Origin of the sequence: Chitinophaga sp. RCC_12 (assembly GCF_041360695.1) — a bacterium.
Lineage (GTDB): Bacteria > Bacteroidota > Bacteroidia > Chitinophagales > Chitinophagaceae > Chitinophaga.
The window spans coordinates 16,166-32,140 of the sequence record NZ_JBFUPS010000008.1 but is presented as its reverse complement, the minus strand read 5'-3'; the positions used below and the strand labels follow the sequence as shown (position 1 = coordinate 32,140).

Here is a 15,975-nt window from a genome sequence, read left to right as displayed (position 1 = left end):
TTATACAATATTTGCGGAGCGGATCCGTCCTCATGTGGAAACCTTTAAAGCCGCATCCTGCTAAACATACCAGTTAAAAATGAAACAAGAAGAGGGTAGTAAAAAGAAAGAAGCCGGTGTATTCAGTCTCCTGCAACCATATATGGGTATGGTTAGCCTGCTGATCCTGTTTACACTGGTGAGCAATGGCCTCAACCTGTGGTTGCCCAAAATTATCGGAAACGGTATCGACAGCTACGAACATGGCACCTTCCAGCTGAATACGCTGGTCATAAAATTTATGGTGGCGGTCATCATCATTTTGGTGTTTACCTATCTGCAGAACATCATACAAACCTATGTGTCTGAAAAAGTGGCGCGTAACCTGCGCACCAAAATATCGGATAAAGTATCCGGTCAGAGTTACGCATGGGTGGAACAGGCCAACCCCTCGCGGCTTCTCACCAACCTGATTGCCGATGTGGATTCCATCAAGCTGTTTGTTTCCCAGGCCATCGTTTCACTGGTATCTTCCTTATTTATTATTATAGGCGCCAGCATCCTGCTGCTGACCATCAACTGGGAACTGGCACTGGCAGTGATTGCCACGCTGCCGGTAATAGGCATTACCTTTTTCCTGGTACTGCGTAAAGTGAGATCCCTGTTCATCAAGAGCCGGGAAGTAATGGACTGGCTGAATAAAGTGATCAATGAAAGTATACTCGGTGCAGCGCTGATCCGTGTGATCAACTCGCAGCAACTGGAATACCAGAAATTCCTGGACGCCAACGGTAAAGCGATGGACTTCGGATTATCCATCATAAAACTTTTCGCGGGACTGATCCCGGTGATTACCTTTACCGCCGGCATTGCCAACCTGATCATCCTGGCGCTGGGCGGGCATTTCGTTATCACCGGCAGTATGAGCCTGGGCGATTTTGCGGCGTTCAGCAGTTATCTTGCCCTTCTGATCTTTCCGATACTGGTCATCGGTTTTATGAGCAATATTATTGCGCAGGCCACTGCCTCCTATCAAAGGATCAGCGCTGTGATCAATATGCCCGACATTATGCCCGCAGGTTCTCTGACGGCGCCTGTTAAGGGAGATATTGAATTTCAGCAGGTGAACGTTAACTACGGTCAGAAACCAGTGCTCAAAGATATTTCCTTCTCCATAAAAGCCGGATCAAAAGTAGCCATCATCGGGCCTACTGCTGCCGGTAAAACGCAGCTGCTTTACCTGCTCACAGGGTTAATCAAACCTACCTCCGGCACAGTGCTGGTAGACGGGCGCCCCGTAGCGGATTATAACAGCGAATCCTTTCACAGCCAGGTGGGCTTTGTATTCCAGGACAGTATCATCTTTAATATGAGCGTCCGGGAAAATATTGCATTCAACGAAACCGTTACGGAAGCGGCCATGGAAAAAGCGTTGCATACTGCGGAGCTGAAAGAATTTACCGAAGCGCTCCCCGAAAAACTGGATACTATTGTTTCAGAAAGAGGCGCCAGTCTTTCCGGCGGACAAAAACAACGTATCATGCTGGCGCGCGCGCTGGCCATTAACCCGAAGATACTGCTGCTGGATGATTTCACCGCCCGCGTAGATACCAATACAGAAAAGAAGATCCTGGCAAACGTACAGGTGGAATACCCGGGCATCACACTCCTGTCTGTAACACAGAAAATTTCTTCAGTAACGCATTACGATCAGATCATCCTGCTCATGCAGGGCGAAATTATCGCCACGGGCGGACATGAAGAACTTCTCCATACCAGCCCCGAGTACGTGCAGATCTTTAATTCCCAACAAAGCACCAGCAACTATGAATTACAATCTTAATAAGTTTACGGAGAAGGAGCAGAAGATATCCAACTACTCCGCATTCAGGAATTTGCTGAAGCTGATTTCCCACGAAAGAAGAAACCTGGCAGTGGCGCTAACCGCCATCCTGCTGAATTCTATACTCAACCTGCTGGGTCCCTTCTTAATAGGTTATACCATCGATCATTATGTGCAGCATAAGCAATACCACGGCGTACTGATCTTTTCAGGCATCCTGCTGGGCATTTACCTGACGGCGCTGTTCACCAGTTACTTCCAGACAAAGCTCATGGGCGGTGTTGGTCAGCGTACGTTATTTACCCTCCGGAATGCTATTTTTAGTAAGATACAGCAACTGCCCGTAGCCTTCTTTAACCAGAATAAAGCAGGCGACCTTATTTCCCGCGTAAATAATGATACGGATAAACTCAACCAGTTTTTTTCACAATCGCTGATGCAGTTTATTGGTAACATTTCTACTATGATCGGCGCCGGTATCTTCCTGCTGATCATCAATTACAAGATCGGCATTGCCGCACTGGCGCCCGGTTTGCTGATCCTCATCTTTACCAGGATATTATCTCCCTGGGTAAAAAGAAAAAATGCGGCCAACCTGAAAACAGTAGGTAATATGAGCGCGGAAATTCAGGAAAGTCTCAGCAACTTCAAAGTAATTGTAGCCTTCAACCGCCGCGATTATTTCCGTCAGCGCTTCCAGGATGCCAATGAAAAAAACTACCGGAGCGCCATTGGTACGGGGCTTGCCAACAACGTGTTCCTGCCTTTTTACGCTATGTGCGCCAGTATCGCACAATTGCTGGTATTAACCGGCGGCATCTACCTGATCACCCAGGGAGAATTTAGTATAGGCCTGCTCGTTAGTTACCTGGCGTATGCTACTTATTTCTATAATCCGTTACGGCAACTTGCTACATTGTGGGCCAACTTCCAGGTGGCGATGGCTGGCTGGGACCGGATCTCCGAAATACTCGGACTGGAAACGGATCTTGTTACCCTGAATGCCGGCGAGGATTACAGCGACTCGTCAGCGTTACTGGAGTTCCGGAATGTACATTTTGGTTACCCCGAAGGCAGGGAAATATTACATAACATCAGCCTGTCGCTGGAGAAAGGGAAAACCTATGCTTTAGTAGGACCAACCGGCGGCGGCAAAACCACCACGGCATCACTCATTGCGCGTTTGTATGATCCTACGCAGGGGATGGTATTACTGAATGGAAGGGATATCCGCAGTTATGATGCCGATGAACGTTCCCGGAAAATAGGTTTCATTTTGCAGGAACCTTTCCTGTTTACCGGCACCGTGAAAGAAAACATCCTGTACGGCAACCCGGCGTATAAAGATTTCTCCAACGAACAGCTGACGGAAGTGATCAGGGAAGCCAACCTGGAAAAGTTGCTGGCCATTTTTGAAAACGGGTTGGAAACAAAAGTGCTTTCCGGCGGAGATGGTGTGAGCCTTGGGCAAAAACAACTGATTGCTTTTATGCGGGCAGTACTGCGTAAACCCGATCTCCTTATCCTGGATGAGGCCACCGCCAATATTGATACGGTTACCGAACAGTTGCTGGGAGAAATCCTGGAAAAGCTGCCGGAAAATACCACGCGGGTAATCATTGCGCACCGGTTGAATACCATTGAAAACGCCGATGAGATCTTTTTTGTGAATTCGGGAGAAGTCACGCGGGCGGGGTCTTTACAAAATGCAATGGAAAAATTACTGCATGGGGTAAGGATGAGCTGATCCGTGATTTTACCCAAAATCCGGAATTTTTGCTATATTCACTACATGTCAAAATTCAAAGATGTAGTGGTAACACTATCAAAAAAACACCCCCAGACCGCAGAACCGGTGCAGGCCGGACACACGTTTGTGATAGGCGTATTAGGCAAGAAAACTGCCTTTTACGAAATTTCAACGGAGCAGTTAAACAATCTTCATAATGATGATCTGCAAAGAGAATTGTTTCAGCTGCTTCACCCACAAACTCCGCATCACTAGCCGGTATATTTTCCACACAAAAGATTAACCTGCGTATTCCGCAGGTTTTTTTATGCCGGAAAAATTTTGTACTATTTGGTAAAGAATATATCTTTGGCATGTAAAAGAGAGAGATATGTCAGGCAGACCGAAAATATTTGACGACGGGGAAGTACTCAGCAAAGCAGCTGAAATCTTCTGGCGCCAGGGATATGAGGCTACTTCCACGGAAGACCTGCTCGCTGCTATGGGCATAGGTAAGGGCAGCTTTTACCTGGCTTTTAAAGGAGGTAAAAAAGAGCTGTATGAAAAGGCGCTGGCGCAACATAGTGATCAGGCGATTGCACAGTTCAGAAGAGAACTGGACGCCGCTGTGGATCCCGTGGATTACATCCGGGAATTTTTCCGCAGGGTGGCACAAAGCACCAAAACCAGGCATCAGAAAGGTTGCATCTTTGGCAACGCAGTAGCAGAGCTTTCAAACGTAGAAAACCCTATGATGAAAAGGGCCGCCACTCACCTGCAGGGACTGGAAGCATTATTCCTGGATGCACTGCTGCGCGGCAAACAAAAAGGCACCCTGCACTCCAAACTGCCGCCCCCACTGCTGGCCCGCCTGCTACTCAATAACTGGAACGGACTTGGTATTACCCGGCGGATTTACCCGGATAACGAAGCCCTCTCCGAACTGATAGAAACACAATTAAAAATACTTGGTTAACCAGGAGACATCGTATCTCCTTTTTTTCTGATCAATTTTGTACTATAAAGTACAAAATACATACTTCACTCATGGAAAAATTCACCCGGTTTACCGCGCTGCTTTTTGCGGTAGCGTGCGGCCTCGCCGTTGCCAATGTTTATTATGCACAGCCTTTGCTGAACACAATGGGAAACGATCTTCATATTCCATCCCGCTCACTGGGCATCATTGTTACCATTACCCAAACAGGATATGCGCTCGGGCTTCTCCTGTTACTGCCGCTGGGCGATCTGTTCAACCGCCGCAAACTGATTGTAACCCAACTGCTACTGGCCGTGGCAGCATTGCTCACCGTAGCATGGTCGCCGGCCAAACTGCCTTTCCTGGGCGGCATTGCAGCCGTAGGATTCCTGGCAGTGGTTACGCAAACGCTGGTGGCCTATGCCGCCACATTGGCCGCCCCGGCGGAAAGAGGGCGCATGGTGGGTTTGGTGACCAGCGGCGTAGTACTGGGTATCCTGCTCGCGCGCACCGTTTCAGGCGCACTTGCAGACATCGCCGGTTGGCGGTCGGTATACTTTTTTTCCGCTGCACTAATGCTCCTCACCGCCGGTGTCCTTTACCGCGTATTGCCCGTTCACGACCCGCAGAAAGCCAATACCTCCTATCCGCAATTGCTGCTGTCTGTATTCCGGTTATTCCTGGAAGAACCCATTCTACGGGTACGCGCTATTATTGCCTTCTTCATCTTCGCAGCCTTCAGCGTGTTGTGGTCGTCGCTGGTACTGCCACTTAGCGCGCCACCGTATTCCTTTCCGGCTACCACGATTGGCATGTTTGGTTTAATCGGGGTGGCAGGTGCATTGGGCGCCGCCCATGCAGGTAAACTGGCAGACCGTGGCCACGGCCAACGCACCACCGGCGCCGCCTTGTTATTACTGCTGGTTTCATGGCTCCCGCTGGGTTTTGCCACACACTCGCTGACCGCACTTATTGCCGGTATCATCCTGCTGGACCTGGCCATCCAGGCGGTGCATGTTACCAACCAAAGTATGCTGTACAGCATCAGGCCGGAGTCACGCAACCGCATGGTAGCCGGCTACATGCTTTTCTATTCCATCGGCAGCGGAGCGGGAAGCATTGCCGCCACTACGGTATATGCCCTCGCCGGGTGGACGGCCGTATGCATACTCGGTGCCGCTGTCAGCGCCGCAGGATTGCTCTTCTGGACATGCACCCTCCCCCGGAAGATACACGCTCAAAAAAGCAATACCTTTACAGTACAACACCAAAGCTGATTTCCATGCCGCATATACCCATTTACCAGGTAGATGCTTTCACCAATGAACTGTTCGGCGGAAACCCCGCAGCAGTATGTCTCCTGGAAGCATGGCTGCCAACAGATACCCTGCAGAAAATTGCGGCGGAAAATTTCCTGCCCGAAACCGCATTCTTTATTCCCACCGGTCAACAGGGCCACTACGAGCTCCGGTGGTTCACGCCCGAAATAGAAATGGACCTCTGCGGACATGCCACACTGGCCAGCGCACATGTGCTGTTCAATCACCTCGGATGGGATATGCACCAACTCACTTTTCATACGCAAAGTGGACCGCTTACCGTTTCCAAAAACAACGATCTGCTCACCCTTAACTTTCCGTCAAGACCCGCAGTACCCGCATCCCTTCCTCCGGAAATACTCAAAGGAATGGGCGCATACCCCATGGAAGTGCTGAAAGCAAGGGACTATATCCTCGTGTATCACGATGAGGAAATTGTCCGCAACCTGCATCCGGATAAAGCCATCCTTGACCAGATCAACCTCGACCCCGGCGGCATTATTGTTACGGCAAAAGGAAAGCAGGTGGACTTTGTATCACGCTTCTTCACGCCACAGGCCAGTATCTTTGAAGACCCCGTTACCGGCTCTGCACATTGCTCACTCATCCCCTTCTGGAGCCGGCAACTGGATAAGAAAGAAATGATTGCCCTGCAGGTATCCCCCAGAACAGGAAAGCTCTACTGCGTGGATGCCGGCGAACGCGTATTGATAGGCGGTACCTGCAAGACTTACCTGGAAGGAAATATTTTTGTACCTTAATTTTATGAGATATACCCGTATACTGCTGTTATACCTGCTGGCAGTGAATACCGCTGCCGCACAATCCCTCCCGCAAATAGACAGCACCGTACTTGCTTTCATGGATCGCTACCACGTACCCGGAATGGCGGTTGCAGTAACTTACAAAGGCAAACTGGTATATACCGGCAACTATGGTTATGCAGATACCACACAACATATCCCGGTAAATTCCCAACACCTGTTCCGCATTGCCAGCGTATCCAAATGTATAACGGCTACGGCTATATTAAAATTGGCAGAAGCAAAAAAGCTCTCACTGAACGACCATGTATTTGGGCCCAATGCTTTATTAGGCACGGCTTACGGCACACCGCCCTACCGGGAAGACCTGAAAAAGATCACGGTACGGCAGTTGCTTGAACATACCTCCGGCGGCTGGACCAACAACGGTACCGATCCCATGTTCAGCCATCCGCACATGAGCGCCGCCCAGCTGATTTCATGGACTATTGATCATCAGCCACTGGACAACATTCCCGGAACAGTATACGCCTATTCCAATTTCGGGTACTGTATCCTCGGCCGTATCATTGAAAAAGTATCCGGTATGCCGTATGAAGCGTATGTAAAGAAAGCAGTGCTGCTACCCTGCGGTATTACAGCGATGCAAACAGGCGGCAATACCCTGGCGGAGCGGAAACCAAATGAGGTAGTATACTACGGCCAGCATGGCGAACAACCATACATTTACAACATTACCCGTATGGATGCGCATGGAGGATGGATAGCCAGCGCTGCCGACCTTGCACGCCTGCTCGTTCACGTAGATGGATTTGCATTACCTCCGGATATACTCACGGCAAAGTCTATCACTGCTATGACCACCGGTTCGGAAGCCAATCCCGGTTACGCCCTGGGATGGGCCGTAAATCCCTACCACAACTGGTGGCACTCGGGCTCCCTGCCCGGCACTGCCAGCGAAGTAATACGCGCACAAAAAGGATTCAACTGGGTGATGCTTTGCAACACGCGTACCGACAGCAGCTTCTTCAACGACCTGGATGGATTGCTGTGGAAAGCAGTAAACGACCCCGCCACAAAATGGCCGGACACCGATCTATTTAAACATGGGGCCGATCATGCGGTTATGAAAGATTAACTTCCGAAGCGCCACCGGATCAATTTCTCCCTGTTGCGCATATACGATCTTTCCACCCGGCTCCACTAAAATTGTATACGGTAATGCGCCCTGCCATTTGGGGTCAACAGCTTCAATCAACTCATATTTACTTTTTCCACTGAAGAGATAATTTTTCCCGGAAGAATGCTTCTTCTGTAAAAACTGTAATACCTTATCTTTCTTCTCCGGTTCATCTGCACTCACACTTACAAACTCAAAATCACGCTCACTGAATGTTTTGGCCAGGATAATAAACTCCGGGAACTCCGCCACACAAGGCACGCACCACGTAGCCCAGATATTAATAAGCCGCAGATTGGAAGAAGTATTTTTCAGCAGCTCCTTAATGCCGTCCACCGACACGGTATCCAGGCTTACCGGTTCTTTCGCCCAGGCCTGCGTTGCTTTTTCCACGCTGCCGCTCTTATCTTTCCACTTCACAGAACAACCAAATACTTTAGTAACCACTACCGGCACTTCCCGCTGTTGCAACAATGCATCAATAGCATTCCGCGCATCCATCGATCCTGGCTTCTTTGCAGGATTCTCCATATCATCGATCCTTCCCTGGTAACGCAGCTTCCTGTCTGTATCAAAAATGAAAATGTGCGGCGTAGCGATAGGACCATAGGCCCGTGAAACTATTTCACTGTCGCCATCATACAAATAGGGAAAGTTGAACTGCTTGTCTTTTGCACGCTGTTTCATATCGTCGAACGAATCCCCAAGATCTGTGTAGCCCAGCTCATCATACCGCAACCCCTCCGCGTTGTTGGGCATAATCGCCACCAGCTCCACGCCTTTACCGGCATAGTCGGAAGTGAGTTGTTTTATCCTGTCTTCATACGCCTGCGCAGTAGGACAATGATTACAGGTAAAAACCACGGCCAGTACCTTCGCCCTGGAAAAAGAAGACAGGGAATAGTTTTTCCCGTCTGTAGCCGGCAGGGTAAAATCCGGTGCAGCCGCGCCAATGGGAAGTGGCTGTGCGTTTAAAAACAACGGCAGCAGGAGCAAACAATACAGCATACGGCTGATAAGAAATTTTTTCTCCATTTTATATGGTTTATTTTTTCTTATAACTCACCCAAAGGAGGGCTCTTCCTACGCAGCATTTAAAGTTACTAAAACTTCCACATCCTGCTATTTACCGGCTGCCCAGAAAATAGCGTTCTCAAACAGTTGCAGGTATGCCGGGTTGTCCAGCAACCCGGGGCCATGCCCCATAAAAATATAGATGTTCCTGGCTTTATAATGTTCATTGGTCCATACCACCGGATGATCGCCCATCTTCCTGTCAGAAGCAGGAACATAGGAGCTTTCATCCACACTGGCCAGTACATGCACCTGCGGGCGGGGGCTTTTATTGTAGGTATACCATTCTTCTTTATTAATAATAAAGGGAGATGTAATGCCCTTCATCACCGGGTGCTTTTTATCTTCCACGATTACCTTCCCGTTGGCAAACTCAGGAATATAGTTTGTAAACCGGATGCCGCCCATAAATGCCGAAAACCAATCCCACATAGGAAAGCCGTCGAATTCACCGAGCAGGGTGGCGTGATGTAACCCGATCCATCCGCCCCGGCCCTCTTGAATATATCGCTCAAACGCCGCTGCTGCCGCTGGTTTCCATCCATAAGGCGGATAGTCGAGCTGGATAAAAAGCCGGAACTGCTTTAAGTAGTCATCATTAATTACCTCGGTGTTGTTGATATACGTAACGGCAAAATGTTTCTTCGCCGCGAGGCTGTCCAGCCAAACCCTGGCTGCTTTTGAAAACGCCACATGGTGGCCACCGCCTTCATACAGCACCAATGCTGCAAAGGCAGGCTTGCTGCGGTTGGTATCTGAAATGACCCCTCCACCACAAATATCCCGGGCGCCGCTTGCATCATTTGCAAAAATCATCAGCAGCCATACAGTAACAACGCGGAATAGTAATCTGTTTGTTTTTACGGGCATAAAACATTGGGTTGCGTATACAGAAAGATAAATATTATTCTGCCATGCTGTTCGGCGAAAAATAAAAGGTACTGCTAAATACCGCGATTCCTCCTCGTCAATTTGCCCGTTTCCGGAAATTAATCCGGTAAATAGGCCATTAATGCCCGCAATTAATGCTTTGTTAACGCTCCTGTTAGTCCTTCCCGCTTTACTTGCATCTTATTCCGGGGAACATCACCGGGATACACAACTAAGGTGAATGCAAAACCTTTGGAGAATCCGGGCAAGCCGGGTTCTCCTCTTTTTAAAAGCAGGTTCCACGTTAATAACAAACAGCATATATATGAAGCGTATTTTACTAGCTTTCCTTCTCCTGCTGAGCATAACCGCCCAGGCACAATTGAAACACAGCAGGGAATCACAGTACCCAACTTATCATGGATTGGTGATGGCCGGCTACCAGGGATGGTTCCGCGCAGAAGGTGATGGCTCCGGCGCCCGGCGCTTTTCCTATGGCGATGAAACCCGCAGTGGAATAGACATGTGGCCGGACGTAAGCGAATATGAGAAAACATACGCCACACCTTTTAAGCTCGCCAACGGCCAGCCCGCCCGTTTTTTCAGCTCCTACGACAAAAGCACCGTGGACATTCACTTCAAATGGATGCAGCACTATGGGGTTGACGGCGTTTTCATGCAACGCTTTTTTAATAATGCCAAACGCCGCGACAGCGTCTCTTCCGTTATCCTGAAAAACGCCTTCGCAGCAGCTTCCAAATATAAAAGGGCCATCGCCGTGATGTACGACCTTTCCGGGTTAAGCGCCACAGGGGAAGATTGCTCCGCTATTATTGAAGACTGGAAATACCTGGTGGATCAACTGAAAGTAACCAACCAGCCCGGCGCCAAAACTTATTTGCAGCAAAACGGCAAACCGGTGGTAGCCATCTGGGGAATTGGCTTTCCTGACCGCCCGTATAATCTCCGTAATATTGGCCTGGAAAGGCTCATCGATTTCCTGAAAAATGACCCGGTGTATGGCGGCTGTGCCATTATGCTGGGCGTACCCACTGCCTGGCGTACTTTGAACGCCGACTGCCTCCCGGATCCTTACCTGCACACCATCATCAAACAGGCCGACCTGGTGCTGCCCTGGACGGTACAACGGTATTCCCCGCTGCTTCACAACGATATGGACCGCTACCGCGATAACCTCATCGACGACCTGGCCTGGTGCCGCGCCAACCACCTGGAATATGTACCCTGCGTATATCCCGGCTTTAGCTGGCACAACCTCAGTCGTTATGAATTCCCGGACGATATAAAACCCGTAGGCTCTATTCCCCGCCAGGGCGGACGTTTTTACTGGCAGCAAATTTCCACCGCCTTAACCGCAGGTGCCAGCATGCTGTACGTAGCAATGTTTGATGAAGTAAATGAAGCCACTGCCATATTTAAGGGAAGCGATCAGCCTCCCGTAAGCAGCACCACGCCGTTTATTAATTTCGACGGGAAGCCTTCAGATCATTATCTCTGGCTAACCGGCGAAGCCGCCAGCATGTTGCGCAACGAAAAGCCATTGAGTGTAAAGATGCCTGAAAGAAAATAATACCGGAAACGGGCTGAATAAAAACGTCCCGGCAGTACAGTACTGCCGGGACGTTTTTATTCAGCCATATTATAAGTGTATAAAATATATATTTTATCTCCATACCTGGACCGCCAGGTGCTTTCCTTTTGCGAGCAAATAAACGCCTCCGAAATACGAAGCAATGCCCACGGTGATGAAAACCACCATCATCCATAGGAGCCGGCGTTTGTTTTCTTTCTTTCTCTCGTTCCGGTCCAGCACAATTTGCTCCACTTCGAGCCACCTCCTGCCAGGATCCCCGCTGGTATAACGCTCTGTGAGCCGGCCCGTTCTCATCATCTGACGGTACATTGCTGCCACTGATTTCGCATTGGGAATATGGTCCATCAGGGCACACAACTCCCTCGTGTCATCATCTGAAACTTTTCGCTGTGTGATGGCTGCTTCCGGCAACTTTTTCAGTAATAGCCTATCTGCCATCATTTTAAAATAAGTACTCATAAGAATGCCTGAATGAATGGTTTGATATCGGTATTGTATTTACGAAATACAGGAGTACATAGTTTTCATTCCTGCCAAAAAATGATGAAATCCCGGTATGGGATTGCGGAATACTGCTACAGAATTCCTTTAGGAATTATGCCTACTTTTAGCCTATGAAAGTGCTGATTATAGAAGATGAACCGGCTCTCAGGGCCAGTATACAGGAATACCTGGAACACCAGGGATATATCTGTGAACTGGCGGCAGATTTTCCACAGGCCATTGACAAGGTCAATGAATTTGACTACGACTGCATCGTGGCAGACATCGGCCTGCCCAAAGGCAGCGGCCTGGAGGTGGTAAAGGAACTGAAACTGCTGGAGTCCAAAGCCGGCATCATTATCATTTCTGCCAAAGACTCCCTGGAAGATAAACTTAACGGCCTTGAACTCGGTGCAGATGACTATCTCACCAAACCATTTCATCTTTCAGAACTCAATGCCCGGGTAAATGCCATCTTACGCCGGAAAAACTTTGACGGCAATACCACCGTCAACTTCCAGGAAATTACCATAAAACCCGCCTCCAAAACAGTGCTGGTTCATCATAAATCCCTTACCCTCACCGGGAAAGAATACCAACTGCTGCTGTATTTTATTGCCAATCAACACCGGGTAGTCACCAAATCCGCCCTGGCAGGACATCTCTGGGGCGATGAATACGACCAGGCAGGCTCCTATGATTTTATCTATACCCATATTAAAAATCTCCGGAAAAAAATGCTGGAAGCAGGCGGCGAAGATTATATCAAAACAGTATACGGAACCGGTTACCGCTTCGGATAACATCCCTTAAAAGATTGCGCACATGAAACTGCTGACAAAAACAACCCTATACTTTTTACTGATCATGCTCCCGGTGTTTACCGCAGGCGCTTTTTACCTGTATACGGAATTCAATCAGGAGATAAAGTATGAAACAGATGAGGAACTGGTGAATGACAAACTCCAGTGGATGCGGTATCTTGATACCGCCAGCGTGAACAACCCGGTTTTCAGTATCAAAACACCGGAATTTAACCTGCATCCTACAAATGACGCAGCGCAGCAAACACATCACCTGAAAGGCGTAAACATTTACCAGGAACCGGAAAATACCTACGCTCCTTTCCGGCAACTATCGCAGGTAATCCGTTTGCATAACAAAAATTATGAACTGGTACTCCGTAAATCACTGATAGAAAAAGATGACCTGGTAAAAAACATCATTCATGTAATGCTGGCGGCTTTTGGCGGTTTACTCCTGTTTGCATTGCTCTCCAACTGGCTGATCAGCAAAAGCATCTGGAAACCGTTTTACCGGTCGCTCGACAAAATACAAAAGCTGCAACTGAACAAACTGGACGGCACCGTTTTTGAACCAGCTGCCACCCATGAATTTAACCGGCTGAATACCGCCCTCAGCGCCATGACCAGCCGTATTCACAACGATTACACCAGTATAAAAGAGTTAACGGAAGATGCAGCCCACGAAATGCAAACACCCCTTGCTATTGCCCAAAGCAAACTGGAATTATTGCTGCAGGACGATACCCTCTCTGAAACACAACTAAACAGCATCCTCACCAGCTATGATGAGCTGCAACGCCTGTCGCGCCTCAATCACAACCTGTTGCTGCTGGCCAAAATAGAAAACCAGCAATACCCGCTGACAGAACAGCCGGACCTTTGCACCGTTGTTGAAAAATACCTGCTGCTTTTTGAAGAACTGATCAAAGAGAAAGAACTGCACATCCATAAAGAAATAACCGCTACCGCACCATGGCCGCTGCATCCTGCACTCACCGATATACTGGTCAGCAACCTGCTCGGAAACGCCATCAAATATAATTATCCGCAAGGCAGCATCACTATTCAGTTAACACCCGAGGCGTTCACTATTACCAATACCAGCCATCTGCCTGAAATACCCGCCAATGTGCTATTTCAGCGCTTCAAAAAACACAACAACGGCTACACTAATTCCAACGGACTGGGACTGGCCATTGTTAAAAAAATGGCAGACTCATATCATTTCCATCTTACCTACTATTATGCAAACGGCCAGCATACTTTCCGTGTAAGCCTATAACCCACCGTTCAGATTTGCTCCAGATTCCATGTTTTTCTTTGCAGTATAAAGGAGCATATGAAACACGTAATACTGGCTATCATTTTACTGAGCACGACAGGCATTGTAACCGCACAAAATCGTGTACCCGTTTCCGTTAAAGATACCACACAGCAACCGGCGAAAGATACCACCATCAGCAAAGTATCCGACCTGGAAGAAGTAGTGATTTCTTCTACCCGGGATAACCGCCGCATTGAAGACCTGCCCATGAAAGTAGAAGTACTTGGCAAAGAAGATATGATGGAAGAGAGCGGCATAAAACCGGGTAACGTGGCCAGTATCCTCGGCGACCTGTCGGTAATCCATATTCAGAATACCTCTGCGGTGAGCGGTAACAATGCCATCCGCATGCAGGGACTGGACGGCAAATACACCCAGCTGCTGCGTGACGGTGTACCGGTATACGAAGGATTGAGCGGCAACTTCGGTGTACTGTCCATTCCGCCATTAGATCTTAAACAGGTGGAAATCATAAAGGGATCTGTTTCCACCCTCTATGGCGGCGGCGCTATTGCCGGGATCATCAACTTCATTGCCAAAACGCCCGGCAGTAAACCCGAACTAACGGTGCTGGTTAATCGTAGTACGCTGAAAGAAACCAACATAAACGCTTACTATGCAGAAAAATACGGCAAAACCGGTGTCACCCTCTTTGCCGGCGTTACCACACAAAACGCCAGCGATGTAAATAAAGATGGCTTCAGCGATGTGCCGCGCCTGCGTCAATACCTGCTTCACCCCCGCTTCTTCTGGTACCTCAATCCGCAAACCACATTGGTAGCCGGCTATACCGGTACCATCGAAAAACGCGAAGGCGGCGATATGCAGGTACTGGATCATGCGCCCGCCGGCATCCACCAGTATACGGAAGCCAATAACAGCGAAAGACACAGCGCAGAGCTGCAGTTCACCCGGAAAAACCTGGGCGGCGGCACGCTGACAATAAAAGGAGCCGGCAGCTTCTTTCACCTGCAAAACAACGTAGAAACTTTTACGCTGCTGGGAAATCAAACCAGCACTTATGCAGAAGCAGCCTACCACAAAACAAGCGGCCGGCACAACTGGGTAGCCGGCATCAATAATACCGGCGAAATATATCACCGCGCCAAAGGCGACAGCACATTACTCGGCAACTACCAGTATAACACAGTGGGCGCCTTTATACAGGATGGCTTCCGGATCACGGATCAGCTGATGGCAGAAGCCGGGCTGCGCGCAGACCATCACAATGAATTCGGATGGTACATTCTACCACGGCTGGCGTTTGTATACAAACCGGTGGATGACCTGTCCATCCGGCTGAGTTCAGGCACGGGTTATAAATCACCGGCTGTTTTCACCACGCAGACCCAAACCATCGGCTACCGCTACCTGCTGCCACTCAGCGCGGGTATAAAGTCGGAAAGCAGCCAGGGGATTAACTTTGATGGGAACTACCATACCAGTTTAGGTAAGGTAGACATGACCCTGAACCAGGCGCTCTATTACACCCATATCAAAGATCCTATCCTGCCGGTGCTGCAACCCGGTAGCCAGGGGATGTACCTCTTGCAGAATATGCCTTATGCCGTAAATAGTCTCGGTACAGATACCTACCTCCGCTTTGAACTGGATCACCTGGAACTGTACCTGGGTTACAACCACACCGTATCCCGTTACAACGATGCTGCCCATACCAATGTCGCGTTTGCGCCACAGGACAAATTTGCCGGCACGCTGGCTTACAACATCGAAGGCAAATGGCGCTTCGGCATTGAAAACAGCCGGATAGGCCATCAGTACGACGATCACAATCAAAAAACACCCGACTACTGGTTCTGGGCTGCGATGGTTTCCCGGCAGTTAGGGGAACACGTTACCCTGGTACTCAACGGGGAGAACATTTTTGACGCAAGACAAGGCAAGAACACACCCTTATATACCGGCACCATTACGCACCCGGAATTTGCTCAATTATGGGGGCCTATAGATGGAAGAATCATCAATATGTCATTGAAAGTTAATTTATAG

Annotated in this window: 14 protein-coding genes; 11 read left to right on the top strand and 3 right to left on the bottom strand. The window is 49.0% G+C overall.

The window, feature by feature from the left end; all coding sequences use genetic code 11:
* Window positions 1–79 precede the first annotated feature (79 nt).
* The 7 genes from AB6805_RS21905 to AB6805_RS21875 all read left to right on the top strand — a co-directional run bounded on the left by AB6805_RS21905 (window position 80) and on the right by AB6805_RS21875 (window position 7,751).
* A complete protein-coding gene (locus AB6805_RS21905; RefSeq protein ID WP_370911580.1) occupies window positions 80–1,822 on the top strand; it encodes an ABC transporter ATP-binding protein in 1,743 nt (580 codons plus the stop codon).
* Window positions 1,806–3,569: an ABC transporter ATP-binding protein gene (locus AB6805_RS21900; protein WP_370911579.1), complete on the top strand. Its 1,764-nt coding sequence runs from the start codon at window positions 1,806–1,808 to the stop codon at window positions 3,567–3,569. The genes AB6805_RS21905 and AB6805_RS21900 overlap by 17 nt, the downstream gene beginning before the upstream one ends.
* Window positions 3,570–3,614: 45 nt before the next feature.
* Complete coding sequence (locus AB6805_RS21895; protein ID WP_079468513.1) at window positions 3,615–3,827, top strand: hypothetical protein; 213 nt, start codon at window positions 3,615–3,617, stop codon at window positions 3,825–3,827.
* A gap of 115 nt (window positions 3,828–3,942) precedes the next feature.
* A complete protein-coding gene (locus tag AB6805_RS21890) occupies window positions 3,943–4,527 on the top strand; it encodes a TetR/AcrR family transcriptional regulator (RefSeq protein ID WP_370911578.1) in 585 nt (194 codons plus the stop codon).
* 71 nt (window positions 4,528–4,598) lie between these two features.
* A complete protein-coding gene (locus tag AB6805_RS21885; RefSeq protein WP_370911577.1) occupies window positions 4,599–5,807 on the top strand; it encodes an MFS transporter in 1,209 nt (402 codons plus the stop codon).
* A 5-nt stretch (window positions 5,808–5,812) separates the two neighbouring features.
* Window positions 5,813–6,610 carry a PhzF family phenazine biosynthesis protein gene (locus AB6805_RS21880; RefSeq protein ID WP_370911576.1) on the top strand — a complete coding sequence of 266 codons (798 nt, stop codon included), beginning with the start codon at window positions 5,813–5,815 and terminating at the stop codon, window positions 6,608–6,610.
* A 4-nt stretch (window positions 6,611–6,614) separates the two neighbouring features.
* Window positions 6,615–7,751, top strand: a complete 1,137-nt coding sequence (locus AB6805_RS21875; RefSeq protein ID WP_370911575.1) for a serine hydrolase domain-containing protein — start codon at window positions 6,615–6,617, stop codon at window positions 7,749–7,751.
* Here the strand turns inward: AB6805_RS21875 and AB6805_RS21870 are convergent.
* On the bottom strand, window positions 7,710–8,828 hold the full coding sequence (locus AB6805_RS21870; RefSeq protein WP_370911574.1) for a redoxin family protein: 1,119 nt from the start codon (window positions 8,826–8,828) through the stop codon (window positions 7,710–7,712). The two genes, AB6805_RS21875 and AB6805_RS21870, sit on opposite strands and share 42 nt — an antisense overlap.
* 87 nt (window positions 8,829–8,915) lie before the next feature.
* Window positions 8,916–9,737, bottom strand: a complete 822-nt coding sequence (locus AB6805_RS21865; protein WP_370911573.1) for a ThuA domain-containing protein — start codon at window positions 9,735–9,737, stop codon at window positions 8,916–8,918.
* Window positions 9,738–10,062: 325 nt separating this feature from the next.
* On the opposite strand from AB6805_RS21865, the gene AB6805_RS21860 reads away from it, so the two are divergent.
* Window positions 10,063–11,328: a glycoside hydrolase family 71/99-like protein gene (locus tag AB6805_RS21860; protein ID WP_370911572.1), complete on the top strand. Its 1,266-nt coding sequence runs from the start codon at window positions 10,063–10,065 to the stop codon at window positions 11,326–11,328.
* Between the two features lie 93 nt (window positions 11,329–11,421).
* On the opposite strand, the gene AB6805_RS21855 is transcribed toward AB6805_RS21860, so the two are convergent.
* Window positions 11,422–11,811 carry a hypothetical protein gene (locus AB6805_RS21855; RefSeq protein ID WP_370911571.1) on the bottom strand — a complete coding sequence of 130 codons (390 nt, stop codon included), beginning with the start codon at window positions 11,809–11,811 and terminating at the stop codon, window positions 11,422–11,424.
* A 155-nt stretch (window positions 11,812–11,966) separates the two neighbouring features.
* On the opposite strand from AB6805_RS21855, the gene AB6805_RS21850 reads away from it, so the two are divergent.
* The 3 genes from AB6805_RS21850 to AB6805_RS21840 are packed head-to-tail and all read left to right on the top strand — an operon-like array spanning window position 11,967 to window position 15,975.
* A complete protein-coding gene (locus tag AB6805_RS21850) occupies window positions 11,967–12,638 on the top strand; it encodes a response regulator transcription factor (RefSeq protein WP_370911570.1) in 672 nt (223 codons plus the stop codon).
* Between the two features lie 22 nt (window positions 12,639–12,660).
* Entirely contained in the window at window positions 12,661–13,923 is a 1,263-nt protein-coding gene (locus AB6805_RS21845; RefSeq protein ID WP_370911569.1) for a sensor histidine kinase, read from the top strand.
* Between the two features lie 57 nt (window positions 13,924–13,980).
* A complete protein-coding gene (locus tag AB6805_RS21840) occupies window positions 13,981–15,975 on the top strand; it encodes a TonB-dependent receptor plug domain-containing protein (protein ID WP_370911568.1) in 1,995 nt (664 codons plus the stop codon).

Coding starts and splice junctions, on each gene's coding strand:
- AB6805_RS21905 (WP_370911580.1), top strand. CDS start 80: ATGAAACAAGAAGAGGGTAGTAAAAAGAAAGAAGCCGGTGTATTCAGT.
- AB6805_RS21900 (WP_370911579.1), top strand. CDS start 1,806: ATGAATTACAATCTTAATAAGTTTACGGAGAAGGAGCAGAAGATATCC.
- AB6805_RS21895 (WP_079468513.1), top strand. CDS start 3,615: ATGTCAAAATTCAAAGATGTAGTGGTAACACTATCAAAAAAACACCCC.
- AB6805_RS21890 (WP_370911578.1), top strand. CDS start 3,943: ATGTCAGGCAGACCGAAAATATTTGACGACGGGGAAGTACTCAGCAAA.
- AB6805_RS21885 (WP_370911577.1), top strand. CDS start 4,599: ATGGAAAAATTCACCCGGTTTACCGCGCTGCTTTTTGCGGTAGCGTGC.
- AB6805_RS21880 (WP_370911576.1), top strand. CDS start 5,813: ATGCCGCATATACCCATTTACCAGGTAGATGCTTTCACCAATGAACTG.
- AB6805_RS21875 (WP_370911575.1), top strand. CDS start 6,615: ATGAGATATACCCGTATACTGCTGTTATACCTGCTGGCAGTGAATACC.
- AB6805_RS21870 (WP_370911574.1), bottom strand. CDS start 8,828: ATGGAGAAAAAATTTCTTATCAGCCGTATGCTGTATTGTTTGCTCCTG.
- AB6805_RS21865 (WP_370911573.1), bottom strand. CDS start 9,737: ATGCCCGTAAAAACAAACAGATTACTATTCCGCGTTGTTACTGTATGG.
- AB6805_RS21860 (WP_370911572.1), top strand. CDS start 10,063: ATGAAGCGTATTTTACTAGCTTTCCTTCTCCTGCTGAGCATAACCGCC.
- AB6805_RS21855 (WP_370911571.1), bottom strand. CDS start 11,811: ATGAGTACTTATTTTAAAATGATGGCAGATAGGCTATTACTGAAAAAG.
- AB6805_RS21850 (WP_370911570.1), top strand. CDS start 11,967: ATGAAAGTGCTGATTATAGAAGATGAACCGGCTCTCAGGGCCAGTATA.
- AB6805_RS21845 (WP_370911569.1), top strand. CDS start 12,661: ATGAAACTGCTGACAAAAACAACCCTATACTTTTTACTGATCATGCTC.
- AB6805_RS21840 (WP_370911568.1), top strand. CDS start 13,981: ATGAAACACGTAATACTGGCTATCATTTTACTGAGCACGACAGGCATT.